This is a genomic window from Variovorax sp. EBFNA2 (assembly GCF_033802765.1).
GTDB lineage: Bacteria > Pseudomonadota > Gammaproteobacteria > Burkholderiales > Burkholderiaceae_C > Variovorax > Variovorax paradoxus_H.
In genome coordinates, this window is the sequence record NZ_CP138497.1 from 703,063 (window position 1) to 728,018 (window position 24,956).

At 65.2% G+C, this 24,956-nt stretch carries 24 protein-coding genes; 13 read left to right on the forward strand and 11 right to left on the reverse strand.

The features are described 5' to 3' along the window. Positions 1-28: 28 nt before the first annotated feature. Both RZE79_RS33715 and RZE79_RS33720 read right to left on the reverse strand, forming a co-directional pair. Positions 29-541 carry an RNA polymerase sigma factor gene (locus RZE79_RS33715; protein ID WP_319361782.1) on the reverse strand — a complete coding sequence of 171 codons (513 nt, stop codon included), beginning with the start codon at positions 539-541 and terminating at the stop codon, positions 29-31. Continuing rightward, complete coding sequence (locus RZE79_RS33720; protein ID WP_319361783.1) at positions 538-1,296, reverse strand: STN domain-containing protein; 759 nt, start codon at positions 1,294-1,296, stop codon at positions 538-540. The genes RZE79_RS33715 and RZE79_RS33720 overlap by 4 nt, the downstream gene beginning before the upstream one ends. Before the next feature lie 540 nt (positions 1,297-1,836). Here RZE79_RS33720 and RZE79_RS33725 point away from each other — a divergent pair. From RZE79_RS33725 to RZE79_RS33755, 7 genes are read left to right on the forward strand one after another with little or no spacing between them, the layout of a single operon-like run. Beyond that, positions 1,837-3,111, forward strand: a complete 1,275-nt coding sequence (locus RZE79_RS33725) for an ABC transporter substrate-binding protein (protein ID WP_319361784.1) — start codon at positions 1,837-1,839, stop codon at positions 3,109-3,111. A 31-nt stretch (positions 3,112-3,142) separates the two neighbouring features. Then, the gene (locus RZE79_RS33730) at positions 3,143-4,051 is read left to right on the forward strand and encodes a branched-chain amino acid ABC transporter permease (protein ID WP_319361785.1); all 909 of its coding nucleotides are present in this window, start codon (positions 3,143-3,145) and stop codon (positions 4,049-4,051) included. 13 nt (positions 4,052-4,064) lie between these two features. Beyond that, positions 4,065-5,117 carry a branched-chain amino acid ABC transporter permease gene (locus RZE79_RS33735; protein WP_319361786.1) on the forward strand — a complete coding sequence of 351 codons (1,053 nt, stop codon included), beginning with the start codon at positions 4,065-4,067 and terminating at the stop codon, positions 5,115-5,117. Beyond that, positions 5,111-5,863 carry an ABC transporter ATP-binding protein gene (locus tag RZE79_RS33740; RefSeq protein ID WP_319361787.1) on the forward strand — a complete coding sequence of 251 codons (753 nt, stop codon included), beginning with the start codon at positions 5,111-5,113 and terminating at the stop codon, positions 5,861-5,863. The genes RZE79_RS33735 and RZE79_RS33740 overlap by 7 nt, the downstream gene beginning before the upstream one ends. Beyond that, positions 5,860-6,594 (forward strand): ABC transporter ATP-binding protein, encoded by a 735-nt coding sequence (locus RZE79_RS33745; protein WP_319361788.1) that lies wholly within the window; start codon positions 5,860-5,862, stop codon positions 6,592-6,594. Before RZE79_RS33740 ends, RZE79_RS33745 begins: the two co-directional genes overlap by 4 nt. 18 nt (positions 6,595-6,612) lie before the next feature. Beyond that, positions 6,613-8,283: a choline dehydrogenase gene (locus RZE79_RS33750; RefSeq protein WP_319361789.1), complete on the forward strand. Its 1,671-nt coding sequence runs from the start codon at positions 6,613-6,615 to the stop codon at positions 8,281-8,283. After that, positions 8,264-9,697, forward strand: a complete 1,434-nt coding sequence (locus RZE79_RS33755; protein ID WP_319361790.1) for an aldehyde dehydrogenase family protein — start codon at positions 8,264-8,266, stop codon at positions 9,695-9,697. Before RZE79_RS33750 ends, RZE79_RS33755 begins: the two co-directional genes overlap by 20 nt. Here RZE79_RS33755 and RZE79_RS33760 read toward each other — a convergent pair. Then, positions 9,681-9,863 (reverse strand): hypothetical protein, encoded by a 183-nt coding sequence (locus RZE79_RS33760; protein WP_319361791.1) that lies wholly within the window; start codon positions 9,861-9,863, stop codon positions 9,681-9,683. The genes RZE79_RS33755 and RZE79_RS33760 overlap by 17 nt on opposite strands. Positions 9,864-10,561: 698 nt before the next feature. On the opposite strand from RZE79_RS33760, the gene RZE79_RS33765 reads away from it, so the two are divergent. From RZE79_RS33765 to RZE79_RS33785, 5 genes are all read left to right on the forward strand, one after another. Then, on the forward strand, positions 10,562-10,909 hold the full coding sequence (locus RZE79_RS33765) for a hypothetical protein (protein ID WP_319361792.1): 348 nt from the start codon (positions 10,562-10,564) through the stop codon (positions 10,907-10,909). A 157-nt stretch (positions 10,910-11,066) separates the two neighbouring features. Further along, positions 11,067-11,363 carry a hypothetical protein gene (locus RZE79_RS33770; RefSeq protein ID WP_319361793.1) on the forward strand — a complete coding sequence of 99 codons (297 nt, stop codon included), beginning with the start codon at positions 11,067-11,069 and terminating at the stop codon, positions 11,361-11,363. Positions 11,364-11,430: 67 nt separating this feature from the next. Continuing rightward, the gene (locus tag RZE79_RS33775) at positions 11,431-11,694 is read left to right on the forward strand and encodes a hypothetical protein (protein ID WP_319361794.1); all 264 of its coding nucleotides are present in this window, start codon (positions 11,431-11,433) and stop codon (positions 11,692-11,694) included. Then, positions 11,691-13,193: a patatin-like phospholipase family protein gene (locus tag RZE79_RS33780; protein WP_319361795.1), complete on the forward strand. Its 1,503-nt coding sequence runs from the start codon at positions 11,691-11,693 to the stop codon at positions 13,191-13,193. The genes RZE79_RS33775 and RZE79_RS33780 overlap by 4 nt, the downstream gene beginning before the upstream one ends. A 488-nt stretch (positions 13,194-13,681) precedes the next feature. Further along, positions 13,682-14,458: a hypothetical protein gene (locus RZE79_RS33785; RefSeq protein ID WP_319361796.1), complete on the forward strand. Its 777-nt coding sequence runs from the start codon at positions 13,682-13,684 to the stop codon at positions 14,456-14,458. Positions 14,459-14,643: 185 nt separating this feature from the next. On the opposite strand, the gene RZE79_RS33790 is transcribed toward RZE79_RS33785, so the two are convergent. After that, entirely contained in the window at positions 14,644-15,534 is an 891-nt protein-coding gene (locus tag RZE79_RS33790) for an alpha/beta hydrolase (RefSeq protein ID WP_319361797.1), read from the reverse strand. Positions 15,535-15,687: 153 nt separating this feature from the next. Further along, the gene (locus tag RZE79_RS33795; RefSeq protein ID WP_319361798.1) at positions 15,688-16,707 is read right to left on the reverse strand and encodes a tripartite tricarboxylate transporter substrate binding protein; all 1,020 of its coding nucleotides are present in this window, start codon (positions 16,705-16,707) and stop codon (positions 15,688-15,690) included. A gap of 343 nt (positions 16,708-17,050) precedes the next feature. Here RZE79_RS33795 and RZE79_RS33800 point away from each other — a divergent pair, with 343 nt between their 5' ends. Beyond that, entirely contained in the window at positions 17,051-17,926 is an 876-nt protein-coding gene (locus RZE79_RS33800) for a CoA ester lyase (RefSeq protein ID WP_319361799.1), read from the forward strand. Between the two features lie 34 nt (positions 17,927-17,960). On the opposite strand, the gene RZE79_RS33805 is transcribed toward RZE79_RS33800, so the two are convergent. From RZE79_RS33805 to RZE79_RS33830, 6 genes are read right to left on the reverse strand one after another with little or no spacing between them, the layout of a single operon-like run. Beyond that, positions 17,961-18,719 carry an SDR family NAD(P)-dependent oxidoreductase gene (locus tag RZE79_RS33805; protein ID WP_319361800.1) on the reverse strand — a complete coding sequence of 253 codons (759 nt, stop codon included), beginning with the start codon at positions 18,717-18,719 and terminating at the stop codon, positions 17,961-17,963. Positions 18,720-18,729: 10 nt separating this feature from the next. Then, positions 18,730-20,637: an NAD(P)/FAD-dependent oxidoreductase gene (locus RZE79_RS33810; RefSeq protein ID WP_319361801.1), complete on the reverse strand. Its 1,908-nt coding sequence runs from the start codon at positions 20,635-20,637 to the stop codon at positions 18,730-18,732. 18 nt (positions 20,638-20,655) lie between these two features. Further along, entirely contained in the window at positions 20,656-21,468 is an 813-nt protein-coding gene (locus RZE79_RS33815) for a glucose 1-dehydrogenase (protein ID WP_319361802.1), read from the reverse strand. Positions 21,469-21,489: 21 nt separating this feature from the next. After that, the gene (locus RZE79_RS33820) at positions 21,490-22,266 is read right to left on the reverse strand and encodes an ABC transporter ATP-binding protein (RefSeq protein ID WP_319361803.1); all 777 of its coding nucleotides are present in this window, start codon (positions 22,264-22,266) and stop codon (positions 21,490-21,492) included. Beyond that, the gene (locus RZE79_RS33825; RefSeq protein ID WP_319361804.1) at positions 22,263-24,086 is read right to left on the reverse strand and encodes a branched-chain amino acid ABC transporter ATP-binding protein/permease; all 1,824 of its coding nucleotides are present in this window, start codon (positions 24,084-24,086) and stop codon (positions 22,263-22,265) included. The genes RZE79_RS33820 and RZE79_RS33825 overlap by 4 nt, the downstream gene beginning before the upstream one ends. Next, positions 24,070-24,948, reverse strand: coding sequence for a branched-chain amino acid ABC transporter permease (locus RZE79_RS33830; RefSeq protein ID WP_319361805.1), 879 nt, complete (start codon positions 24,946-24,948; stop codon positions 24,070-24,072). Before RZE79_RS33830 ends, RZE79_RS33825 begins: the two co-directional genes overlap by 17 nt. Positions 24,949-24,956 lie beyond the last annotated feature (8 nt).

Genomic DNA, 24,956 nt, shown 5'->3' on the forward strand with positions numbered 1-24,956 from the left:
ACGTTCGGCACCGGGGTCAACCGCCAATTCATTTCTTGCGCGGGCCCCGCATCTGTTCGGCGCAGAACTCGTGCGCCAGGTGAATCTCGCGCTCGACGCGGCGCAGCGAGATCGCGTAGCGCTTGGCCAGCTCCTTCTGCGGGATGCCTTCGACGCGCGAGGCGAACAGCAGTTGCCGGCGCAGTGGCGGCAGCTGCTCCATGGCACGCGCCACGGCTTCCAGATCGACACGCGCCTGTACTTCGACCGCGGGATCCACGGCCTTCTCGTCGGTCATCAGCAGCTCGTCTATCTCCTCGCCCGACAGCTCGAGCCGGTCGGCGCGGATGCGGTCGATGGCGATGTTGACCGCCGTGCGCAGCAGGAAGCTCTGCGGGCTGTGCACCGGGCCCGCGGGCGCGCGCATCGAGAGCTTGACGTAGGTGTCGTGCAGCACGTCCTCGGCCAGCTCGACCGAGCCCAGGCGGTGCGTGAGCTTGCGGCGCAGCACATCGTAGCGCTCGACCAGGAAGTTCAGCAGGCCCGAAGGCGAAGCGGTCATGGCCGCACGACCTCGCCCGAGGCAAAGCGGCAGTCGCCGGTCTGCGCCGGTTGGCGCGGCAGGATCAGCAGCGTGATCGGCTGCACCACGCCGTCGGGCGGCGCCGATTCGAGCGAGAGACCGGTGAGACGGGCGGCGATGCGTGCGTCACGCCGTTCGTTGCCCGTGGAATGCAGCGCCACGCGCTCGACCGTCGACGCCTGGGCATCGATCCAGAGATTGAGCGCCAGGCGATAGCTGCCGGGCACGGTGACGGCCTCGGCGCACAAGGCCGCGGTCACGCGCGCCTGCAGCTGGGCGTAGTAGCCCCGGCGCGCGGCGCGTGCCGCCCCTGCGGAGGCTCCTTCGGCTTCTGCGATGAAGCCAGAGGCGTCAGCGGAGGCCGGCACCTCGGGGCGCATCAGCATGAAGGCCGACCTGGAGGTGTAGTGCGCCACGATGGCGCTGTCCGCGAGCAATTCGCGCAGCGCGGCCTCGGGTGTGTGCTCGCCGTGCAGGGCGCGGGACGAGCGCCCCTCCAGCGTGGCGTCCTCGTACAGCAGGGACAGGCCGGTCACTGCATGGAAGCGGCTCAAGGCAGCAGCCAACGGCAGGCGCGGGATGTCAAAGCGCATCGGCGCCGCGGCATCGGCTGCGCCGGCCTGCGCGGTTTTCTTCGCCGGCTGCGTCGCATCTGCCCGAGCGGCGGACACGCCGCCAAGAAGCGCTGCCACGGCCATCAGCCCCGCCGCGAGCTGTGAACCCGTTGCGAGCATGCTGGAGCGAGGAATGAGGTGCGGGGAATGTGCATACGCCGAAGTCGGGGATCCGGGCCGCGAGGTACGGAGCATCGCGAGCAGAGTGCCGGATGGTGACTGCGCGAGATGACGGATTGGTGTCGGTTCGATGACGCGCGCTCGTGCTGCGTGCGACTTCCCCGCCCGAGGGCGTCAGCGCTTCAGATGTCGCTTTTCGTTGGAGAGGGCTTTTCACTGAGCCTGGAGTTGGCTGTTGGTTTCGCGGGGACGCCAAGGGGTCGTCGAATCGGTAGCCCCTGCCCCCTGGGTCGCCCGCCTGACCTTCTTGGGTGACCTCCTCGCAATGGCGTTGCGCCGATCAGGCACAGATAGCACGTATGTGATGAGCTCAATGTTTGCATCACGTATGTGCTGATTGCTTCCGCACGCTTTACAGCCCGCCGCGCCGCCCGGAACATCGAACTGCTCAAGAAGCACGGCGCAGCCCGGCACTGAACCGCCATGGCGCGTACGCATGCATCCGTTCATGGATGCGTCACAAGATCAGGAGACATAGACATGCATTGCCCATCGGCATACGGCCCGGTTTCGTCCACGCGCCGCGAACTATTTCGCACCGCCGCCGTCTCGGCGGCCCTGCTCAGTGCGCCCATGCTGCTGCGCGCGCAATCTGGCCCCATCAAGATCGGCATGAGCGCCGTCACCACCGGCCGCTTCGCCTATGCGGGGTTGGGCCAGGTGGCGGCCGCGAGGCTGTTGTTCGATCAGGTCAATGCCACCGGCGGCATTGAGGGCCGCAAGCTCGAACTGATCGTGCGCGACTCGCGCAACCTGCCAGAAGAGGCGGTCAAGAACGTGCGCAGCCTCATCAGTTCCGATGGCTGCACGCTCATCATGAGCGCCGAGTCGTCGTCGGCGGCCGCCGCCATCAACGAGGGTCTGCGCGACACCAAGGCCGCCTGCTTCCAACTCAACTCTGAGGCCTCGTCGCTCACGGCCGACCCGAAGAAGTTCAACCCGTTGGTGTTTCGCGTGGCGCGCCAGGGCATCCACGACGCCATCGCGGGCGGCGCCATCGTCTCTCGCATGGCCAAGGAGCGCGGCATCACGCGCTGGGCCACATGTTCGCCCGACTATGCCTTCGGCCGTGAGACGACACAGCAGTTCGTTGACTACTTTCGCCACTTCGGCGGCAAGATGGACGTGGTGAGCCAGGCTTGGCCCAAGTTCGGCGCGCCCGACTTCACCGACGTGGTGACACGCCTGCTCTCGTCCAACCCGCAGGCGATCTATTCGCTGTGCTTCGGCGGCGACCTGATCTCGCTGGTCGAGCAGGGCAACCTCTACGGTCTGTTCAAAGACAAACTGGCCGTGCTGCCGTTGTACTCCGACTACGGCGTGGTCGACACCGTCAAGCAGGCGCCACCGAACGTGATCGTGCAGAACCGCTACAACCGCGGCTACCCGGACACGCCGGCCAACCGCAAGTGGTATGACGATTACCTCAAGCAGAGCGGTGGCGCCAAGCCGCACAACTGGGCTTGGCAGACCGGCGCGGCCGCGCAATTCATCGTCGACGGGCTGCGCGCCACCAAGGGCGATACCGATCCGGCAAAGGTGGCGGCTGCGATCCGTGGCAGCAGCGCGCAGGTGCCGTTCGGCCTGGCCGGCAGGGTCACGCTGCGCGCCGAGGACAACACCCTCATCAACTACCCCATGGCCTATGGCACGGCCATCGGCGCGGAACCCTACGTCAAGGACTGGGTGGCGACGGACTGGACGGTGATCCTGGAAGAGGAAGCGGCCTGGAAGAAAAAGCAGGGCTACGTCTGAGCGCGCCGTCAACCGTTTCAGGATCAATCCCATGGACTTCGACGCCCTGGCCCAATGCCTCTCGTCCGCCCCCTGCCTGGTCACACAGAGCACCAGCGGACTGGTGATCGGCCTCCTGATGTTCCTCACCGCCTCCGGCCTTACGCTGGTCTTCGGCGTTCTGGGCATCGCCAACTTCGCGCACGGCGCCTTCTACATGCTGGGCGCCTACATGGCCTACACGGTCTATGCCAACACGGGAAGCTACCTGCTGGCCGTCGCAGCGGCGGCACTGTTCGCCGCGGCCTGCGGCGCGGTCTTCGAGCGCTTCGTCGTGCGCCCGCTCAAGGGCACCGACGTGATGATGCAGCTGGTGGCCTGTTTCGCGCTGGTGCTCATCATCGACGACGCCGCCAAGCTGATTTGGGGCCCGGCCGCGGTCTCGCTCGGCGTGCCGGCGTCCATGCGCTTGCCGCCCGTGCATTTCCAAGGCGGCGTGGTACCGGTGTTCTATCTCGTGCTGATGGCGCTGTCTGCAGCCTTCGGGCTGGCCATCTGGTGGCTCATCACGCGCACGCGCTTTGGTATGACCATGCGCGCCGTGGCCGAGTTGCCTTCCATGGCATCGGCGCTGGGAAAGAACGTGAACCGCTATGCCAGCGCCGTGCTGGCGCTGGGCTGCGGCTTGGCGGGCGTTGCCGGCGCGCTGGCCGCGCCCATGCGCGCCATCTTGCCGGGCACGGGCCTGTCGATCCTGCTCGAATCCTTCGTCGTGGTGGTCATCGGCGGCATGGGTTCTATCCCCGGCGCGCTGGTGGCGGCACTGCTGCTGGGCTTCACGCGCTCCTTCGGCTCCATCGGTTTTCCGCTATTCACCGAAGGCCTGATGTTCCTCTTCATGGTGGCCGTGCTGGTGCTGCGCCCACAGGGCCTGTTCTCACGCGTCGGCCGCACCCACTGACCGGAAGCGATTCATGAACAACGACACGCCGCCCGGGCTTGCGCGCCTGCTGCCCTTGCTGCACTTCGCGCCGCTGCTCCTGCTGGCCCTGCCCTGGTTCACGCAGGCCGGGGGCACGCTGGACCGCATCTCCTTCGTGCTTGTGTATGGCCTCTTCGCCATGTCGCTGAACCTGCTGGTGGGCTACACCGGCCTGGTGTCCTTCGGCCATGCGATGTTCTTCGCATTCAGCGCCTATGGCTTCTGCCTGCTGCTCGGCGCCGGGTGGGGCGTGGTGCCGGCCATGCTGGGCGCGGTCGGCGCGTCCACGCTGCTGGCCTGCGTGATCGGTGCCGTGTGCGTGCGTCTGCACGAGACCTACTTCTCGTTCATCACGCTGGCCATGGCCATGCTGCTCTACAACATGATCGAGATCTGGGCACCGGTGACCGGCGGCGACCAGGGCCTGACCGGCATGGTGCGCCAAGCCACGTTGTTCGGCACCAACCTGTCGGCCGGCCTGCCTCGCTACGAATTCATCGCCGCCGTGTTCTGCGCGTCGGCCTTCGCCATGTACGCGCTGGTGAGTTCGTCCTTCGGCGCCACGCTGCGCATGGTGCGCGACAACGAGCCGCGCAGCGCCTACCTGGGCGTGAACGTCTACGCGACCAAGCTGGCGGCCTTCATCCTCGCCGGCCTGTTCGCGGCTGTGGCCGGCGTGCTGGCCACGCTGCTGGTGTCGGGCGCCTACCCGACCATGGCCTTCTGGTCGACCTCGGGCGACGCCATCTTCGCCATCCTGCTGGGCGGCTCGCGCGTGTTCTATGGACCGCTGGCCGGCGCGCTGCTGCTGCGCCTGTTGGTGGACGGCACCACGCGCTACACGGGCAATACCAGCCTGGTGTTGGGCGCGCTGATCCTGGCGATCGTGCTGGTGGTGCGCAAGGGGCCGGTGGACTGGTTGAACGAATGGTGGCAGGCGCGCAAGGCCCGGCCGGCGCGCCGCACGGCCAACACGGGCAACGCGGTCAACACCAGCGCCGCTGCGGTGACGGCCGATCCGGCTGCGGAGGCCCGCCCATGCTGAGCCTGCGCCACGTCTCCAAGTCCTTCGGTGGCAATCACGTGATCCAGGACGTATCGCTGGAATTTGCCACCGGCAGCCTGTCCGCCGTCATCGGCCCGAACGGTGCGGGCAAGACCACACTGTTCAATCTGATCTGCGGCACGCTGCACCCCGACCGTGGCGAGATCCTGCTCGACGGCGCGCCGCTGCACGGCCTGCCGCCGCGCCAGGTAGCGCGACGCGGGCTGGCGCGCGCCTTCCAGGTCGCCAGCCTGTTCCCGAGCTTCACGCCGTGGCAGAGCTTTTGCGCCGCGGCCGTGCCAGAGCGCCTCGGTGTGGCGGGCCTGCTGTCCGGTTTTCCGCGCCAGCAAGGTCGCCAGCGCGCTGATGAGGTGATCGCTCTGCTCGGGCTCGACGCGGTGGCCCACACGCCGGTGGAACAACTGAGCCACGGCGACCAGAAGATGGTGGACATCGGCATCGCGCTGTGCGCGCACCCGCGCGTGCTGCTGCTGGACGAACCCACCGCCGGCATGGGCCCGGAGGAGCGCTGGCACATGGTCGAGACGGTGCGCCGCCTGTGGCAGGCCACCGGGCTGACGGTGCTCTTCATCGAGCATGACATGGACATCGTGTTCTCAGTTGCCGAGGACGTGACCGTGCTGTCCTACGGTGCGATCCTCGCGCGCGGCACGCCGCAAGCCGTGCGCGCCGACCCCGGCGTGATCCGCGCCTACCTGGGCAGCTACGCGAAGGAAGCCGCATGACGACGACGCCCGCCCCATCCGCCGCACTGTTGCTCGACGCAAAGGGCCTGGACACCTTCTACGGCCGCAGCCAGATCCTCTTTAGCCTGGGCCTTGCGGTGGCGCGTGGCGAGTCGGTCGCGTTACTCGGTCGCAACGGCGCGGGCAAGAGCACGACCATGAAATCCATCATGCGCATCGCGGCGCCGCGACGCGGCACTGTGCAGGCCATGGGCCAGGACGTGAGCCGCCTGCGGCCCGACCAGATCGCCAACCTCGGCCTGGGCTACGTGCCTGAAGACCGCCAGATCTTCAAGCTGCAGACGGTGGAGGGCAATCTGCGTCTTGGAATGAAGCGCGGACCGAACGGGCAGGAGGAATGGCCGCTGGATCGCCTGTACGACCTGTTCCCGCTGCTGGCTGACGCGCGCGAGAAGTCCGCCGGTCTGCTCTCGGGCGGCCAGCAGCAGATGCTGGCCATCGCCCGCGCGCTGGCGGGCAACCCCGAGTTGCTGCTGCTCGACGAGCCCAGCGAGGGCCTGGCACCCGTGATCATGGACCAGATCCAGGCGCTGATCCTTCAACTGCGCGCGCACGGCATGACGCTGCTGGTGGCCGAGCAGAACATGCGCTTCTGCATGGACATCGCGTCCAGCGTGGCGGTCATCGACCACGGCAGCATCGTCTTCACTGGCAGCCTGCAGCAGTTCCGCGACAACCCCGAGGTGGCCAGCCGCTACCTCGCCATCTGACCTGATTGGCGGCACACCATGGATGCATCGACTTCTTCACTCGCCCACGACTACGTCATCGTGGGCGGCGGCTCTGCCGGCTGCGTACTGGCCAACCGCCTTAGCACCGAACGCGGCGCGAGCGTGCTGCTGCTGGAGGCCGGCCCCGACGCCGAGCCCTTCTGGGTGCGCACGCCCGCCGGCGTGGGCAATGTGTTCTTCGACGAACGGGTCAACTGGAAATTCTTTACCGAGCCCGAACTCAACCTAGCCGGGCGCCGCCTGTACTGGCCGCGCGGCAAGGTCATGGGCGGCTCCAGCGCCATCAATGGCATGGTGTACGTGCGCGGCTTCGCGAGCGACTACGACCAGTGGCGCGACCTGGGCAACGCGGGCTGGTCATGGCCGGACGTGGTGCCCTACTTCCAGCGCACAGAGACCAGCGACAGCGGCGATAACACCTGGCGCGGGCATGGCGGCCCGCTGCGCGTTTCTTTCCCCCACGAGCAGCATTCGACCACCGACGCCTTCGTGCAGGCCGGCGTGGCCGCGGGCCTGGCGCGCAATGCCGACATCGCGGGCGCCACGCAGGAAGGTGTCGGCTACCTGCAGCACACCATCGGCGACGGGCTGCGCTCGTCCACCGCGCGGGCCTACCTGGCGCCGGCGCGCGACCGGCCGAACCTGCAGATCGTGGGCGACGCGGCAGTGGAGCGGGTGCGCATCGAGAACGGACGCACCACGGGCGTCGAGTTCGTCCAGAACGGCACGCGCCGGTTCGCGCGGGCACGCAAGGAGGTTCTGGTCTGCGCCGGCGCTATCGGCTCGCCGCAGTTGCTCATGCTGTCGGGCCTCGGTGCACCCGAGCAATTGCAGGCCCACGGCATTGCGGTGCTTCGTGCGCTGCCCGGCGTCGGCGCCAACCTGCAGGATCACCTCGCGATGAACGCGGGCTTCGAGGTGCGCGAAGGTGCCTCCATGAACGCCGCGCTGTCGGGCTGGCGCAAATTCGCGCATGGCGCCGGCTACCTGCTGCACCGGCGCGGGCCGCTGGCCGTGGGCGCTTCGCATGCAGTGGCCTTCGTGCGCAGCGCCCCACAGATCGAAGTCCCCGACATCCAGCTCAGCTTCAGGCCGCTGAGCTTCGCCTTCGACTCGAAGAACCAGTTGCGTATGCACCCCTTTCCGGGCGTGCAATTCGCCAGCGCCATGCTGCGCCCGCGTTCGCGCGGCCAGATCACGCTGCGCTCGGCCGACCCGCATGCGCCGCCGCTGATTCAGGCCAACTACCTGGCCGACGCTGACGACGAGCGCGTGATGATCGCCACGCTGCGCTGGATCCGCCGCATCGCCGCGGCCCCGCCGCTGGCTGACCTGGTCGTGCGCGAAGATCTCCCGGGCGTCCAGGTGGAAAGCGATGAGGAGATCATGGACTTCGTGCGCCGCAATAGCCAGACGCTCTACCACCCGGTGGGCACTTGCGCCATGGGCACAGGGCCGCAAGCGGTGGTCGACGCGCGGCTGCGCGTGCACGGCGTGCCCGGGTTGCGCGTGGTCGATGCGTCGGTCATGCCCACCATCGTGAGCGGCAACACCAACGCGCCCACCATCATGATCGCCGAGAAGGCCGCCGACATGATCCTCGAGGACGCGCGCTGCTCCTCATCCCCGACTTCCACCGAGCTTCGCCATGACGCTGTATACGCTTGACCATTTCATCGACGGCGCTGAGCGCGCGCCGGCCGAGGGCCACTACACCGAGGGCTTCGATCCGCGCACCGGGCAAACCATCAGCCGAGTGGCGCTGGGCAATGCAGAGGACATGGCACTGGCCGTGGCCGCCGCACAGCGTGCCTTCGCGGCCTGGCGCGACATGCGCCCGCTGGCGCGCGGACGGTTGCTCACACAGACCGCGCTGGCCATCCGCGCGCAGGCGCGCGAGTTGGCCACCATCGAATCGCGAGAGACCGGAAAGTCCACCCCGCAGGCGCTGGGCGAGATCGAAGGCGTTGCGCAGTACTTCGAGTTGTACGGCGGGCTAGCCACCGCGCTGCAAGGCGAGACCATCGGCTTGGGCGCGGGCTACCACTCGTACACGCTGCGAGAGCCCTATGGCGTGGTGGGCGCCATCCTTCCGTGGAACGCGCCGCTGAACCAGGCCGGCCGCGCCTGCGCGCCGGCGCTGGCGGCGGGCAATACCGTGGTCGTGAAGCCGTCAGAGTCGACCTCCGGTTCTGTGCTCGCACTGGCGCGGCTGCTCATCGGCTGCGGCGTGCCCGCAGGCGTGTTCAACGTCGTCACTGGCATCGGCGCCGAAGCCGGAGAGGCGCTGGTGCGCCACCCCAAGGTGCGCAAGATCGCCTTCACCGGTTCGCTGCGCGCAGGCCAGCAGATCGGCCGCATCGCCGCCGATCGCGTGCTGCCGCTCACGCTGGAACTAGGAGGCAAGTCACCAGACATCGTGTTCGCCGATGCCGATCTCGCGCTGGCTGCACCCGGCGTGCTCAAAGGCTTCTTGACGCACGCGGGTCAAGTCTGTCTGTCAGGCACCCGCATCCTGGTCGAACGGTCGATCCATGACGCCTTCGTCGCCGCGATGCGCGAAGCAATGGCAAGCTACCGCATCGGAGCGGCGGACAGCACCGTCGGCCCCATGACCACGCGCGCGCAGTACGAGAAGGTGCAGGCCTACTACGCTATCGCGCGGGCCGAGGGCGCAGTGGCCGAGGTCGGCGGCCAGTTGCCCGACGACCCCGCGTTGGCGGGCGGCTGGTTCGTTTCCCCCACGCTCTACTCAGGCGTGGACAACAGCATGCGTATCGCACGCGAGGAGATCTTCGGCCCGGTGGCCTGCGTGATTCCCTTCGACGACGAGGCGCAGGCCATTACTATCGCCAACGACACCGAGTACGGGCTCGCCGCCGGCATCTGGACGTGCGACCTGGCGCGTGCGCATCGCGTGGCCGCGCAGTTGGACGCCGGGCAGATCTACGTCAACGAGTACATGGCCGGCGGTGTGGAAACGCCGCTGGGCGGCTACAAGATGAGCGGCTATGGGCGTGAGAAGGGGCTCGAAGCGCTGCACCACTACACGCACGTGAAGTGCGTCACCGTGCGGCTCTGATCTGGAAGGCGCTCAACCGCGCCTCGATCTGCGAAGGGCGCATCAGTGCGCGACCGTCGAAGCCCATCTGCCGTTCCTGCTCGCCGGTGACCGCAAAGCCCGCCGTGTCCTGGATTTCGTTGTGTACCCCGTCGAGCACGCACAGTCCGTTGGTGCGTGCGGCCATCGTGCGATGGCGAGAATCGGCACCAGGCCCTCGCGCATCGGCGTATGGCGTGCGCACGATTCCTTCACGAGTGCGTTAGTGCCCAACCCCCAAGTGAACATGCGCGCATCGTGCGCCAGTGCGAGTTACCGTATCGCCTGCATTTCGAGGATGGCTTCCGGCGTTTCGCGCTATGCACCAAAGCCCGATGTTTCTCGGTACGCCTAGGCCCTGCCGCACATCGGCCGGCGTGTTGATCTTGGAAACAGGATGCCGGCAGGCTGCAGCGCGGCCACGGCACGCACATCGTCCTCGCACCACGGCGAGCCGATGGCGTTGACGCGCCCCCTGTCCGAGCGATCACCGCGAGGTCGGCCAGCGCGCAAGCCACGGCCTCACGGTCGGACGGCTTGCTTACGGACTGCATCCTCTAGATCGAAGATCAGCTCGTCTGCTCCGGAGCGGCGGCCTTCGGCAGGACGGCGTGGTTCGCGCCGGAGTTCATCGATCGGCCTCAGATGGGACAGAGATGAGGCCAACATCGGCGCCATCCCTCTGCGGCGACGGAAGCGCTTCATCCCTCGTTCTAGTGGCAAGGCAAACGGGAATCGCAAAAGGCAAGGTTTCGATACACGATTGGGTGAATTTTCTGGCTGATCTATCCAGCCCATGACGGCTTGTCTCTTGCCCGATGTTGCGTAAGCTCAGGAGTTTCTCACGTGCTTGTCAACGAGATTGATGCCACCATTGCTGTGATCAACACCACGTGGACCGTAGCCGTGGTGAAGCGCTTTGTCGAACCCACCGTGCTCTATCTGCATCCTCTCCCGACCTGGGGCGATCAAGCCTCGCGGCTGGAGGCATTCGGAGCGGCGCCCCCCGTGCTGCTCTGCAACGACTTCAGGGACATGCTGGACGCAGTCGAGCGCTGGCCGCATACATATCTTCAGCAAGAGTTGGGCGAGCGTCGACTAGATCCTGGACAACGTGTCCTTCGGCGGCATCAACCAGACGAACCAGCACTTCTGGATCGATGCGCTCCCCTTCAGCGGCGTGGGCTACTCTGAGCACTACGGCAAGGCCGAGGTCGATGCTATCGAACACCAAAGCCATGCTGATCGGCGACCCTGACCTATTGCTCGACGTATTTCCGCCCTACGCGAGCAAGGACATCACAAAGAACCTGAAGGTGTTCTCGAACCGAAGTGCACAAAGGAAATCATCATGACTCCATCGATTGACACGAGCCGCCTCACCCAATCCAACGTGAAGTCAGCCTTCGAGGCATGGCAGGCCAAGGAGCTGCCGGGCTGGCTCTCTCACTTCGCAGTCGGCGCCGCGCTCTACGACGATGGCAGCCCGCGCGACTTTCAAGCGTTCTCCATGGAAATCGGCAAGGAACGTTTCACGAGCATCGACCGCGTGGACGACGACGGCACAGGAATCACCGGCCACTTTCACAGCGATACCTGGGGCAACTTCACGACCTTCTTCAAGTTCCACTTGAACGCGAATGGCTAAATCACCCGCCTGGACATCGGGCAGGCCGGCTAGCCCGAGGACTCACACATCGCCAGGGAGAATTTCAATGCATACAGCCTATGTGATGGAGGGCAGCTTCGCGCTGCTAGTGAGCTGCTTGCTGCTCCGTCGAGCATTCGGCAACGGGCCGGCTGGCATGGTGATGGGGGTCAAGGCCTTCATTGCGCTCTGGCTCGTTTGCGCCGGGTTCAACATGCGGCTGGGTGTGCACCAGAGCGCCTATTCAGTGGCGGAAGAGCTTCCGATCTTCCTGGGTATCTTCGCGCTGCCGGCGGTGATCGCGGCGCTGGTGTGGAGGAAGCTCGCATGACCGTTGCGGGCCCACTCGCCTCCTGTCTACTGGCTGCCCGTGCGATCGCCATCTCGGTCGGTGCGATCGCGCTCGTGGCGTGCACGGCCATAGCACCGGTCAACCCTCCGATCACCCGCGCGAAAGAGGATCAGGGCTATCACATCGTCTCGCTGCTGAATCGGCCCCGACCCGGCAACAACCCGAAGGCGCTGGTGCTGCTCGCGTTCTCCGGCGGCGGCACGCGGGCGGCCGCGCTGTCCTATGGTGTGCTCGAAGAGTTGCGGCGGACACCCGTCGTTGTGGAGGGGCAGATCCAGCGCTTCCTCGACGAAGTGGACCTGGTCGCGGGAGTTTCTGGCGGCAGCTTCACCGCATTGGCCTACGCGCTGTACGGCGAGCGACTCTTCACCGAGTTCGAGCCACGCTTTCTGAAGCGTGACGTTCAGGGAGAACTGATCTCGCGCGTGCTCAGTCCGCGAAACTGGGCCCGGCTGGGCAGTGCTGCCTACGGTCGCTCGGAATTGGCGGCCGACTACTATGACGAAATCCTGTTCGGCGGTGCCACCTTTGCGGATCTGCTGCGACAGAAGACGCCGGTGGCGCTGGTGACGGGCACCGATCTGTCAACGGGCGCGCGATTCGAATTTTCGCAAGACAACTTCGATCTGCTGTGCTCCGACCTCGGCACCGTGCGGCTGGCGCGGGCGGCGGCCACCTCCTCTGCCGTCCCGGTGGTGCTGTCGCCAGTGACCTACCGGAACTACGGCGGCACCTGCGGCGCCACGATGCCGACATGGGTCCAGGATGTGGCCAACGCGGACAACCCGGAACGGCCCGCTGGCCGCGCACTGTTGCGCTACCGTGAAATCCGCGACCTCGAAGACAGCAAGAACCGCCCATTCATTCACGTGGTCGACGGCGGTGTCTCAGACAACCTCGGTCTGCGCGGCATGCTTGAGGCATTCGAGGAAATGGAAGCGAGCCCAAAGTTTCAGCAGGAGCTCGATTTCGCGCAGCTACGTCATGTTGTCGTGATCGCTGTTAATTCGCGGTCAGCGCCCAGTACCAACTGGGATCGCAGTAGCACGCCGCCGGGATTCGTATCGCAGTTGCTCCAGTCATCGAGCGTGCCGATCGATCATTTCTCGTACGAATCAGTGGAGCTTCTCAAGGACATCGCGCAACGCTGGGCCAACCGCCGCAGCCTCACACTCGCGCAGCTACGCCTCTCAGGCATGTCGCAGGCCGAAGCCGAAGCTTCGGTCCAAAAGATCACCTTCGACGCAATCGATGTGAGTTTCGATGCGATCGCGGACTCGGCAGAGCGCCGCTATTTCATGGACCTGCCCACCAGTTTCGTCCTGCCCAGCGAAGCGGTGGACCGATTGCGCGGGCTCGGCTCGAAGCTTTTGCGCGATTCGAGCGCCTTTCAGAAACTGCTGGTTCAGTTTCGCGATGTAAACGATGCAGCCACCCGACCAGTGCCTACCGCTGCCGGGGCCGTGCGACATCAATGATGTGACGACGACGCCTTTACACCACCGCCCGGGCAAGGCATCCCGGCCTTGGCCTAGATCTCAAGACACTCGATGAACTGCGCGTGCGTGATGCTCGGCGTAGAGCGAACAGCGCCTGGGCCCCAGGCCCATAAGACCAGGGGATCGACCCTCGTGCGCTCCATCTGTGGATTTCCGAGCTCGCCTACTCCACATTTCCATCGAACGCTGACCCAACAAGACTTCTCTGCAGCTAGCCCCTCTCAGAAGATTCGAGTAACGCACGGGTCTAGGCGCCATGGAAAACGGAATCACTCCTGGTTGGAAATCAACACAACGGGGTACGGTCGGGTCATCGACGTTGGCCGCACACCCGAAGTGCCAAGATTCTTTCCCCCAGCTACTGCCTTAGCTGACGTGGCGAACATTGTCTGAAATCAACATAATCTTGTGCCTTCTCGGAAAATTTCCGAAGGTTTTTAATTTCAGATGAACCAGTGGACCACGCTATGGGCTATTTCGAAAGCTATAGAGAAGACGATCGCCGACTTTTAACGGGGTTGGCATTTGCGTTTGCTGTACCGATCTTGATGGCATATGGCGCAGCGGGCTTTGTCTATGGGCATCTAGAGATGTTGACGCCCCTTGGCTTCATCAGCCTGCACGGCGCCAGCGCCTGGCTTGCCGCGATGGCCAGCTTGTCACTCGCCATTTTTACGGTCCGCGGACTTTTTGTCTCACCACAGCATCGACCGCGAACACGATCTCTTCAGATCAAGTTGCTGCTTTTGGCAGCCATTGCAACCCTTTGCGCCCTGATCTTCTCCGCCTTTCAGTCCTCGAGAACGAATGCGTTCACCGGGCCTGGTATCGCGCCGCGATCCGAGTGGCTGTTGTTGCCCCTTCCGTATGTGTGGCGCTGGCTGCTGCCGTTGTCACGTGACTTTATGGGTAGCGCATTATTCTTGGTTGGTGGGGTAGTAGTCGTCTTTTCAGTTGCTCTTGATCGATCCAAGGTGCGAGGAGCCTGGATGCCGGTAGGGGCGGTCGTGCCGTTACTAGTTGCGTTTGCGTATCTGGGGTCCGCAGCCTATGACTATGCGGCAGCGCGTGGGCTCGGGGCACTGCACGACACCGTCGCGATGCAGGCGTTTGCCGCTAATCCTGGTCGCAACAATGTGCGCACCTTCATCAGCCTCTGGACTGCTATCACTTGTCTTACGACAGTACCGACCTTATGCAGCCTTGCCGCTCGCTTCATCCGTACGAAAAACCGCAAATCCTGACCCAGAAACTTCTCGAATCCCTTTCACCGGCGCGCCGATGGTCGAGTGGAAGTCGGAGCGAGCCAAACGGCCGACTTCGGGCCCACTAGAGACATTGGACTCCTTCCGAAGCGGACGCTCGCCAGCATGAGGTACGGCACGACCCAACCGTGTCGGTAGGAGCTCATGCCAATCAGCGGATGCTCTCAGGCATGCGCGCGCACGAACTCCCCGATGCGTTCGATGGCTTGCTGCCCCTCCGGCAGGATGGCCGCAAAAAACGGCCAGATGTGCACCATGTCCTGGGCGATCTCCAGCGTCACGTCGACGCCCGCTGCCTTCGCCTTTTCGGCGAGGCGTGTCGAGTCGTCGTGCAGGATCTCGTGGGTGCCCACCATCACGAGAAGCGGCGGAAACCCTTGCAGCGACGCGTAGAGTGGCGAAGCCAGGGGGTGCGTAGGGTCCCCGTCGTCGCCAAGGTAGCGGCGCGCATGCGCGAATGTGCTCGGCACACTAACCAGAGGATCGAGGTGCGCGCGCGCGCGTATGGATTCGCCGGTCTTCGCCAAATCGGTCGAAGGCGAGATGCAGACAGCCGCGGCCGGCAACGCATGACCCGCTTCGCGCAATGCCAGCATTGTCGCCAGCGAAAGTCCCCCTCCCGCCGAGTCTCCCCCGATCACCACGCGTGCAAGTCCGCCCTCGCGGCGGGCCAGCCAACGACAGGCTATGACGGCATCATCGACTGCCGCCGGGAACCTGTGCTCAGGCGCGAGCCGGTAATCCACCAGCAGCACCCGCGCGGCAGCGGCACGCGAGATACGGCCGGCCAGCGCCCGGTAGCTGGGCACCGAGCCCATCACGTACCCACCGCCGTGCAGGTAGATCACGACCCTTTGCGGATCAGCCCCAGGTGCCTCGACCCACTCGACAGGTATGCCATCGGCCACCGCCGGGGTAAAGGTGAGATCGTCGGCCGGCGGGAAGCGTGCAGCCAGCGACTCCCAACCCGCGCGGGCGTCATCGACAGAACGTTCGCCACTTGACTGTAGCGCTCTAAAGGAATCGATCAATGCATCGAACTCAGCGCTGGGCATGTCAGTTTCCTTGTGTGAAATTTGGAGGGTCATTCGACAGAAGGTCTCTTCTCCGGCGAACGTTGAATCAGGCAGCGTGCCTCGGATCGGCACGCACGGTCTCGCGCAGATTGACCTCGTCCCTTGCAAGCCATGTGTTCCGGAACCTTCAATTCAGTCGAGCTTGATGTTTGCGCGCCGGATGATATGGCCCCACTTCTCGTGTTCCGCGACGACGTAGGCCTTGGCCTTGGCGGGCGTCGAGTCGGACACGGCCTCGACGCCTACCTGGGTCATCTTCTCGCGGATGGAAGGATCGTTCTGTAGCTTCGCAAGCTGGGTCGCGAGCTTTTCCGCAATGCCCTGGGGCGTGCCGTGCGGGACCGCGAATGCCGCCCACGTCGTGGCATCAAAGCCAGGGTAGTACTCGGCCACGGTCGGCACATCGGTCAACTCGGAATAGCGCGTGGGTGAACTCACTGCCAGGGCTCGCAAGCGGCCTGCGCGTACGTGGGCCAGCGCGGCAGATGTGGTCTCGAACATGGTGTCGATCTGCCCGCCGATGAGGTCGGTCAGGGCGGGTGCCGCTCCCTTGTACGGTACGTGCACGAACTTGGCGCCGGAGACGAGCTTGAACATCTCCAGAGCCAGATGGTTGGTGACGCCATTGCCACCCGAGCCGCAGTTGAGTTCGTTCTTGCGCGCAGCAGCGACCAGATCTGGTACCGTCTTGATGACAGAGTCGGGACGCACCAGAAGGATCAATGGTGAACGGCCCACCAGCGAAACCGGTTCAAGATCCTTCATCGGATTGAAGCCCAGGTTGGCGTAGAGATGCGGCGCCACGGTGAGCGGACCGCTCGAAGTGAACAGCAGGCTGTAGCCGTCCGGTGCCGACCGGGCCACCTCGCGCGCGGCAAGCGTGGCGCCTGCGCCCGGGCGGTTGTCCACGATAAAGGCCTGGCCAAATGCCTTTTGCAATTCGGCCGCGTAAATCCGTGCGAGCACGTCACTGCCCTGCCCCGCGGGAAATCCCAGGCTGACTTTCACCGCCCGGCTAGGCCATTCGCCTGCTGGCTGTTCGGCCTTCAGGATCGGGGGCCATGCCACAACGGCGGCAGCGGCGAGAAGGCGCCGGCGATTGAGCATGTCTTGTCTCCTGTCATCTTCGTCTTGTTCGTGCAGTTGCGGCATGCGGTCTGCAGCGCTCGGGCAATTACAGGCGCAACTGTGCCCCTGCGACAAGAGGCCTTGCACGCGTCATGAAGAACATTACGGATGTGATGCCACGTTTCAAAGTATTGCGGACCACGAGCCGAGTACCGGGGAGTCCTCGCTTCTGCGGGCGTGGCGCTGTTTCATGGCGACAGCCCTTCGCTGGCCCTTGCGGCTCATTCGCGCCAATTTTGATGGTTTCCTGCCATGCGGCGTTTCGCCGATCAGCTTCGCGCGGGCTTGGAGCACGCAGGCACATCACGTCCATGATGGTTGGATCGCGCGCGTGCAATCCACTCCGTGGCCCGGGACAATCCGTTTCATGAATCCAACCACAGTCCGCCGCAGTGCACTCTATACGCCCGGCGCCAATCCCACTGTATTGCTCAAGGCCGCGCGTTCAAACGCCGATGTGCTGATCTTCGACCTGGAGGACGCCGTCGCGCCAGATGCCAAAGCCGAAGCTCGCCACCATGTCGTGTGCGCGCTGTCGGAAGCTGCCATTCAGGCGCGGTCGGTCGTCGTGCGCGTCAACGGGCTGGGCACGCCCTGGTGTGAGGAAGACGTGCGTGCCATCGCCCGCGCGGGAATGACGGGCGTTCTCTTTCCTAAGATCAACACAGAGCAGGATGTGAAGACCGCTGAACTCATGCTGAGCATGCACGGCGTGCCGAGGTCCACCGAGCTCTGGTGCATGATCGAAACACCGCGGTCCATCCTCAATGTGCAGGCCATCGGGCAGCTCGCGCTGCAGAAGGGCTCGCGGATGTCCACCTGGGTTCTCGGCACAAACGATCTCGTCAAGGACCTGCGCGCACGCCACACGCCGGGCCGCGAGAACCTCATGCCCATACTCACGACCGCGCTGCTGGCCGCACGCGCGAGCGGACTTTGCATACTCGATGGCGTGCACAACGACGTGAAGGACACCACTGGCTTCGAGTCCACCTGCTTGCAGGGCCGCCACATGGGATTCGACGGCCGCACGCTCATCCATCCGGGTCAGATCGATGCCTGCCACGATGCCTATTCGCCAACGGAGTCCGAGATCGCCGATGCGCGCGAAGTCATCGATGCGTTCTCGCTACCAGAGAACCTAGGCAAAGGCGTGATTAAGGTGAAAGGACGCATGGTCGAGCTGCTGCACGCCGACATCGCGCGCCAGACGCTCGCCTTGGCCGATGCGATCGCGGCCTGACGCACCTGGCGGGATCCGCCGCGGCACGCATGTCTCAGTAGGTGCTGCGCCCGCCGGAGAGATCGAAGGTCATGCCGGTGGTGAACGAGCACGCATCGGAGCACAGCCAGGCAGCCATTTCACCGAACTCGTCGGGCTGCCCAAGCCGCGCCATCGGCACCTTGCTCTTCATGGCGGCGATCATCTCGGGACCCGCATCGCTGATCTGTCGCAGCATCGGCGTATCGAACACCGTGGGCGCAATGCCGTTGACCAGAACACCCGAGGTCGCCAGTTCCTTGCCCAGGCATTTCACATAACCGATGACGCCGGATTTGGAGGCCACATAGCCGCTCTGGAGCACGTTGCCCTCCTTGCCCGCGACGGATGAGACGAGGACCACGCGGCCCCATCCGGCGCGCATCATGGCCGGTACGAGCGCCTGGCAGGTGAGGTGCACGCCGATCAGATTGACGTCGATGACGCGCCGAAAATCCTCGATGGACCACTCGGCAAAGGGCAACACTGGGCCGGGCACGGCGGCTGCGGCAACCAGCAGGTCGGCATCTCCGAGTTGCGCTCGCGTGCGTTCGGCCGCGGCCGTGATGGACGCCGGGTCGGCCACGTCGACCGCGCAGGTCAGCACCGCACCGTCACATGCGAAGGTGCTTTTCGTGGCCTCGAGCGCGGCCTCGCTGCAGTCCCAGATCGCAACCGAAGCGCCGCGCTCAAGCAGCTTTCTCACGGCCGCGAGACCGAGCCCGCTGGCGCCGCCCGTGACGACTGCTATGCGTTTTTTCTTCGATGAGTTCATGGTTGCGGTCTCAAGAAATGATGTTGCCGACGAAACCTCGCGACGCCTCGGAGGCCGGAGCGCCTGCGCGGTCGGCGACGAAGCCCTGCATCCCCCCCTCCTCTCGCCACGCCGCAAGCATGTTGAAGAACGGAATTGGCCCGTCGCCGTAGCGGCCGCCGAAGAAAATATCTTCGCTGCGCTTGGCTCGGCCTTCCATGTTGTAGTAGCCGGGCGTGCAGTCGTAGTAATAGTCCACGAGCGCATCGTTGGTCGGTGACGAACGGATGAGGCGCACATACGCATCGACCGCTTCGGCAGATGGCTCGACCTGCGCGATGCCGCACGCGCGCATCGTGCGGTAGATGTACGCCACGTGCTGCGCCTGCTCGTCGAGCAGATGCACCGCATTGACAGCGGACGCGGACTGCTGGTTGCCCCCCAGCAAGAAGCAGTTCGGGAACTCGTCTGTCGTCAGACCGTGCAGGGTGCGCACCCCGGCGCGCCAGTGATCGCTCAACGCGACGCCATTGCGGCCGTGAATCTCGAAACCGGTGAGTCGGGTGAACGAGATGCCCGCCTCGAAGCCGGTGGCGAAGACCAGGCAATCCACGCCGTGCTCCACGCCATCCACCACCACGCCGCGTTCGGTGAGGCGCTCGACACCGCGGCCACCGGTGTCCACCAATTTCACGTTGGGCCGGTTGAAGGCTTCGAGGTAATCGTCATGAAAGCCCGGGCGCTTGCAGAACCAGCGGTACCAGGGCATAAGGGCCTCGGCGGTCTCCGGATCCTTCACGACCTCGGCCACCCGCTCGCGCAGACGATTCATCACGTCATAGTCGTAGAGCTCGGCAAGATACTTGAGCTCAGCCTTGCTCGGCTCGCGCCCGAGCTTGGCGGCGACCACGTCGCGCTTGGGCGGCGTGATGGCCGCGGTCAGTTCGGTCCAGCCGTCGTGCACCAGATCGCAGTCCTGCGGAAGCCCGGAGATCAGCGCCTGGAAGTTGTAGCGGCGTTCGCGCTGCCAGCCAGGCTGTTTGAGATCCACGTAGTCCGGCGGCGTTTCGTACTGCGCGCGTACGCCGGCGGATGTGGGTGTGCGCTGGAAGACCAGCAGTTCCTTGGCGTACTTCGCGATCTCGGGCACGACCTGCACAGCGGTCGCGCCGGTCCCGATCACGGCCACGCGCTTGTCGGCCAAGCCCGTGAGGTTGCCGTTGAAGTCGCCGCCGGTGTAGTCGTAGTCCCAGCGGCTGGTGTGAAATGCGTGGCCCGTGAACTTGTCGACCCCGGGCAGGCTCGGAAGTTTGGGCAGGCTCTGGCGGCCACAGGCAAGCACAAACACATCGCAGGTCAACCGGTCGCCGAGATTCGTTTCGATCTGCCAATGACCTTCGTCATCGAGCCAATGCGCATCGGTGATGGTGGTCTGGAACAGTGCTTTCTCATAGAGCCCGTAGCGACGACCGATCTGCTGGCTGACGTCGAGCATTTCGGGCGCGTACGAGTAGCGGTGCTTGGGCGCGTAGCCCAGCTCCTCGATCAAGGGTAGGTAGATGTGAGCCTCGAGGTCGCACATGGCGCCGGGGTAGCGATTCCAGTACCAGGTACCGCCGAAGTCGCCGGCGATCTCGATCACGCGAATGTCGCGGCAGCCGGCCTCGTGCAGGCGTGCACCCGCCAAGAGCCCGCCGAAGCCGCCGCCTGCGATGATGACTTCGGTGTGCCCGACGACCGGCTCTCGCCGGAATTCCGGTGCAACCCATGGGTCGCGGCCGAAGTTCTCGAACAGGCCCTTGGTGGCGACGTATTGCCCGTTTCCTTCGGAGCGTACGCGTCGGTCCCGCTCTTCCATGTATTTGCGCTTGAGGGCATCGGGATCGTAATCACGTCCGCCCGCCAACTCGAGGAGTTGCTGCTTGATTGTCTCGTCCATCGGGTTCTCCAGATCAGGTCAGCTCGGCGAGAGCACGGCACCGCCGTCCACGCAGAGGCATTGGCCCGTCACGTAGTCGGACAGGTCGGTCGCCAGGAACTCCAGTGCGCGCGCGCAGTCCTGCGGCGTGCCGAGACGGCGCAGGGGCAACGCCTGGGCCTGCGCGTCGGAGCCGACCGACCGTGCGGCCGCCTGCGCCGCCACGCGCGAGGTCATGATGATCCCGGGCGAGATGCAATTGGCGCGGATGCCCCACGGGCCCACCTCGGCCGCCAGGCAGCGCGTGTAGTGCGTGACGGCCGCCTTGGCCGCGGCGTACGCGGCCATCACGCCGCCCGGGTACACGCTCACCCCCGACTGCGAAGACAGGTTGACGATCACGCCACCGCCCCTCGCACGCATACCGGGGATGGCAGCCTGGCAACAGAACAGCATGCTGTCGAAATTGACGGCAAAAGACTTGCGGATGTCTTCGTCGGGCGTGATAGACGCGGCGCTGCGCTCCATCGGCGTGATCAGGCCGCCCGCGCAGTTCACGAGGATGTCGATGCGGCCGAGCTTTGCCTCCACCTCGCGGACCGCGGCGGTAGCAGCGGCGCGGTCGGACAGATCGACCTGCACGCCGATCGAGCGGCGGCCCATGGCGATGATCTCGGCGGGCACGCTCTCAGCATCGAGCTTCTCGTTGAATTGGGCAGCGCCTTGCAAGTCAAGATCCAACACCGCCACGTCGGCGCCAAGCGCAGCGAGCCGGTGCGCAAACGCACGGCCCATGCCGCGCGCCGCGCCGGTCACCACGGCGACCTTGCCCGACAGATCGGTATCAATCATGTTTTTTCCTTCTTGTGCGAGTCATGAAATGGCAGCAGCCGCGCCCCCCGCGCCCCCCGCGTGTTCGTGTGTGCGTGTCGTTGCCGATCCGAGATAGGCCGCGCAAATCAGCTCGCCGCCGGCGAGCTCGCCAGGCGTGCCATGGCCCATCACGCGCCCGCTTTGCAGCACGTAGGCGTAGTCGGCGATCTCGAGCGCTCGCTCGACCATCTGCTCGACCAGAAGAATCGTCGTGCCCTCCGAGCGCAGGCGCACGAGCGTGTCCATCACCTGCGTGACGATGACCGGCGCCAGCCCAAGGGACGGCTCGTCGAGCATCAGCAGCTTGGGAGAGCTCATCAGCGCCTGACCGATGGCCAGCATCTGCTGCTGGCCGCCCGACAGAACGCCGGCGACCGAGTTGATCCGCTCCGCCAGCACCGGGAACAGGCCCAGGACCTGGTCGAGCCGGTCGCGCTCCTCACGCTTCGACAGACCGCATCCGTAAAGTCCCAGGTCGAGATTGGCACGCACGCTTTGCTGCCTGAACAGTCCACGCCCCTCAGGCACCTGAGTCAGGCCGGCGCGCACGATGCGGTTCGGGTGCGCGGCTGTGATGTCGTCGCCGAGGAAAGTGATCGACCCGCCGGTAGGCTTCAAGAGGCCGGAAACCGCCTTCAGAAGCGTCGTCTTGCCGGCGCCGTTGCTGCCGAGCAGCGCAGTGATCGCGCCCTGCCGGACCGACAGCGAGACGTCCTCGAGCACGCCGACATGGCCGTAGCCCACACACAGATGGGAAATGGCGAGCGCATCGATCATGGCGACACACCTTTCGCACGGCCCATATAGGCGTCGAGCACCTCAGGATGGCTAAACACGTCGGCCGCCGTCCCCGCAGTCAGCACCCGCCCGCGATCGAGGACCGTCACCGCATCGCTGATCTCGCCCACGAGCTCAAGGTGGTGCTCCACTATCACCACCGTCGTTCCCTGCGCTGCGATCTCCCGGATCAGCGCGGCGAGCCGATCGAGCTCGGACATCGACAGTCCCGCAGCCGGCTCGTCGAGCAGCAGCAGACGTGGCTGTGCAACCAGAGCACGCGCGATCTCGAGCAACCGCTGCTGCCCGTGCGGAATCTCGCCTGCAATCCGATCCGCGCTTCCTGCAAGCCCCACGAAATCCAGGTAGCGCATGGCACGCGCGCGCAGCAGCTTGTCCTCGCGACGGGCGCGCGGCAAGCGCAGCGCCACCTCGACAACGTTGGCCTTCTCTCCGGCATAGGCGCCAAGCAGGACATTGTCGAGAAGTGTCATGTCCCCCAGGAGCTTGGGTGTCTGGAATGTCCGCCCGACACCGGCGCGAGCCAGCTGGTGCGGTTGTTTTCCGCGCAAAGGCACTTCGTCGAGCAGCACGGCCCCGCCATCGGGCCGAACCAGGCCGCAGATGAGGTTGAGCAAGGTGGTCTTGCCGGAACCGTTCGGCCCGACGATGGCGTACGTGGTGCCCGCCGCTGCCATCAATCCGACGCCGTCGAGTGCCTGTACGCCACCGAAGCGCTTCTTGATGTCGGTCACGGAAAGCCTTGCACCGACGATCGAAACACGTTCTGCGATGCCGGGCGCAGCCGCAGCGTCCAATGGCTTCTCGGCACCTCGGAGCCGTCTCAGCAGCGTCTCAATGCCGCCCACGACACCCTCCGGCGCGAACAGCATCAGCAGGATCAAAAGCACGCCATAGACCAGCATGCGCCACGACGCCAGCGCACCCAGCAACTCCGGCACGAGAAAGAACACCAGCGTGCCGATAATCGGTCCCCAGAGCCGACCGGCACCACCCACGACCATGATCAGCAAGAAGAAGATCGAGAAGTCCGTACCGAAGTCATCCACCGAGATCACCGACTTCTGGACGGCGAAGAGCGCACCGCCGAGTCCGGCGAGCGCGGCGCTGACCACGAACGCGAACATCTTCATGGATAGCAGCGACGCACCCGAGGACTTTGCCGCGAGCGGGTTATCGCGCACAGCCACCATGGCCCGTCCGAAACGGGAGTTCAGCAGATTGCGAAGCACGATGAACGTCACCCCCGTCATGGCCAGCGCCAGCAGGTACAGGCCGTGATCCGTGAACGTGTATCCCCAGAGCATGGGACGTGGGATTCCCACAATGCCAGTGAACCCGCCCGTTAGCGGTCGCCACTCGACGATCAGCTCGCCGACCACCGACGCAAAGGTGAGCGAGATCAGCGCGAAGTACCAGGTGGAGAGACGAAGCGCTGGCAGCGCGACCAGCGCTCCCACGGCGCTTGTGAGGACCATAGCCAGTGGTGCCGCGATCCAGAATGAAAGCTGCAGCTTGACCATCAACAGCGCCGAGGCGTAGGCCCCGATGGCCACCAGCGCGCCCTGCGCCAGCGAGGTCTGGCCCGCATAGCCGGCCACGAAGTTCAGGCCCATCGCCACGATCATGTAGATGCAGGCCTGCGTGGCCTGGAACACGAGGAATTGGCCATCGATCACCATCGGCAAGAGCGCCAGCAGCCCGACAGCGATAGGTGTAGTCAGGGTTCCGATCGCGATGCGATGGCGATCGCGGGGGGCAGCGCCGGCATCGGCGGGATGGTCAAACAGCGCGTGCATGGATGTTTCCAAAGATTCCCTGGGGACGCAGCAGCAGCACCGTCAACACGACCGCAAGGATGACCGCGTTCTGGTAGCCCGCTGGCAGGAAGGATGAACTGGTGCTCTCCGTGAGGCCGATCACCACGCCCGCGACCAGCGCGCCCCGGTTGCTTCCGAGCCCCCCGAGCGCAGCCGCCGCGAACCCTTTGAGCAACAGGCCGGCCCCCAGCGACGTGGAGGCGAACAGGATCGGCGCGGCCAGATAGCCGGTAAGTCCGGCAAGCGCGCCGCCAAGAAAGAACGACCACACGCTCAGCGTTGCCGGGTTGATGCCGCGCAGCAGCGCGGTGTCGCGGCTTTCCGCCACGCCGAGCACGGCGCGGCCCATCCGCGTCTGATAGAGCGCCTCGATGCCAGCGATAAGCACCAGCGTTAGCGCGACCAGTGCGATCTGGTAGCTCGGGATCAGCAGCCCTCCCATGTCGATGGGCTCGGTGCCCAACCCGAACGGCGCCGACACCGCCACCGGGTCGGCCCCCCAAACCTTGCCCGCCACGTTCGCGACGATCATCGAGATCGCGAGCGTCGTGATGATCCAGCCATGTCCGTGGGTGGAGCGCCGCAGCAGCGGGGCCACCGCGACGCGCTCGATCACGACGGCGATCAGCCCTACGCCCACGATGCCGAGCAGCAGCGCCAGTTGCCAGGGCATCCAGCCGATGGTCGTCAACATCACGAAGAGCATCGCGCCCAGCATGACCAAGTCGCCCTGCGCGAAGTTGAAGACATTGGTGGGCCGATAAAGGATGTTGAAGCTCGCAGCAACGAGCGCATACAGGCAACCAGCAGGCAGTCCCGTGATCAGGATGTCGGTGAACACGGCTTGGC

What these genes read in the sequence shown, in the direction of transcription:
- RZE79_RS33715 (WP_319361782.1), bottom strand. Translation starts at nt 541, where the DNA reads ATGACCGCTTCGCCTTCGGGCCTGCTGAACTTCCTGGTCGAGCGCTAC.
- RZE79_RS33720 (WP_319361783.1), bottom strand. Translation starts at nt 1,296, where the DNA reads ATGCTCGCAACGGGTTCACAGCTCGCGGCGGGGCTGATGGCCGTGGCA.
- RZE79_RS33725 (WP_319361784.1), top strand. Translation starts at nt 1,837, where the DNA reads ATGCATTGCCCATCGGCATACGGCCCGGTTTCGTCCACGCGCCGCGAA.
- RZE79_RS33730 (WP_319361785.1), top strand. Translation starts at nt 3,143, where the DNA reads ATGGACTTCGACGCCCTGGCCCAATGCCTCTCGTCCGCCCCCTGCCTG.
- RZE79_RS33735 (WP_319361786.1), top strand. Translation starts at nt 4,065, where the DNA reads ATGAACAACGACACGCCGCCCGGGCTTGCGCGCCTGCTGCCCTTGCTG.
- RZE79_RS33740 (WP_319361787.1), top strand. Translation starts at nt 5,111, where the DNA reads ATGCTGAGCCTGCGCCACGTCTCCAAGTCCTTCGGTGGCAATCACGTG.
- RZE79_RS33745 (WP_319361788.1), top strand. Translation starts at nt 5,860, where the DNA reads ATGACGACGACGCCCGCCCCATCCGCCGCACTGTTGCTCGACGCAAAG.
- RZE79_RS33750 (WP_319361789.1), top strand. Translation starts at nt 6,613, where the DNA reads ATGGATGCATCGACTTCTTCACTCGCCCACGACTACGTCATCGTGGGC.
- RZE79_RS33755 (WP_319361790.1), top strand. Translation starts at nt 8,264, where the DNA reads ATGACGCTGTATACGCTTGACCATTTCATCGACGGCGCTGAGCGCGCG.
- RZE79_RS33760 (WP_319361791.1), bottom strand. Translation starts at nt 9,863, where the DNA reads ATGGCCGCACGCACCAACGGACTGTGCGTGCTCGACGGGGTACACAAC.
- RZE79_RS33770 (WP_319361793.1), top strand. Translation starts at nt 11,067, where the DNA reads ATGACTCCATCGATTGACACGAGCCGCCTCACCCAATCCAACGTGAAG.
- RZE79_RS33775 (WP_319361794.1), top strand. Translation starts at nt 11,431, where the DNA reads ATGCATACAGCCTATGTGATGGAGGGCAGCTTCGCGCTGCTAGTGAGC.
- RZE79_RS33780 (WP_319361795.1), top strand. Translation starts at nt 11,691, where the DNA reads ATGACCGTTGCGGGCCCACTCGCCTCCTGTCTACTGGCTGCCCGTGCG.
- RZE79_RS33785 (WP_319361796.1), top strand. Translation starts at nt 13,682, where the DNA reads ATGGGCTATTTCGAAAGCTATAGAGAAGACGATCGCCGACTTTTAACG.
- RZE79_RS33790 (WP_319361797.1), bottom strand. Translation starts at nt 15,534, where the DNA reads ATGCCCAGCGCTGAGTTCGATGCATTGATCGATTCCTTTAGAGCGCTA.
- RZE79_RS33795 (WP_319361798.1), bottom strand. Translation starts at nt 16,707, where the DNA reads ATGCCGCAACTGCACGAACAAGACGAAGATGACAGGAGACAAGACATG.
- RZE79_RS33800 (WP_319361799.1), top strand. Translation starts at nt 17,051, where the DNA reads ATGAATCCAACCACAGTCCGCCGCAGTGCACTCTATACGCCCGGCGCC.
- RZE79_RS33805 (WP_319361800.1), bottom strand. Translation starts at nt 18,719, where the DNA reads ATGAACTCATCGAAGAAAAAACGCATAGCAGTCGTCACGGGCGGCGCC.
- RZE79_RS33810 (WP_319361801.1), bottom strand. Translation starts at nt 20,637, where the DNA reads ATGGACGAGACAATCAAGCAGCAACTCCTCGAGTTGGCGGGCGGACGT.
- RZE79_RS33815 (WP_319361802.1), bottom strand. Translation starts at nt 21,468, where the DNA reads ATGATTGATACCGATCTGTCGGGCAAGGTCGCCGTGGTGACCGGCGCG.
- RZE79_RS33820 (WP_319361803.1), bottom strand. Translation starts at nt 22,266, where the DNA reads ATGATCGATGCGCTCGCCATTTCCCATCTGTGTGTGGGCTACGGCCAT.
- RZE79_RS33825 (WP_319361804.1), bottom strand. Translation starts at nt 24,086, where the DNA reads ATGCACGCGCTGTTTGACCATCCCGCCGATGCCGGCGCTGCCCCCCGC.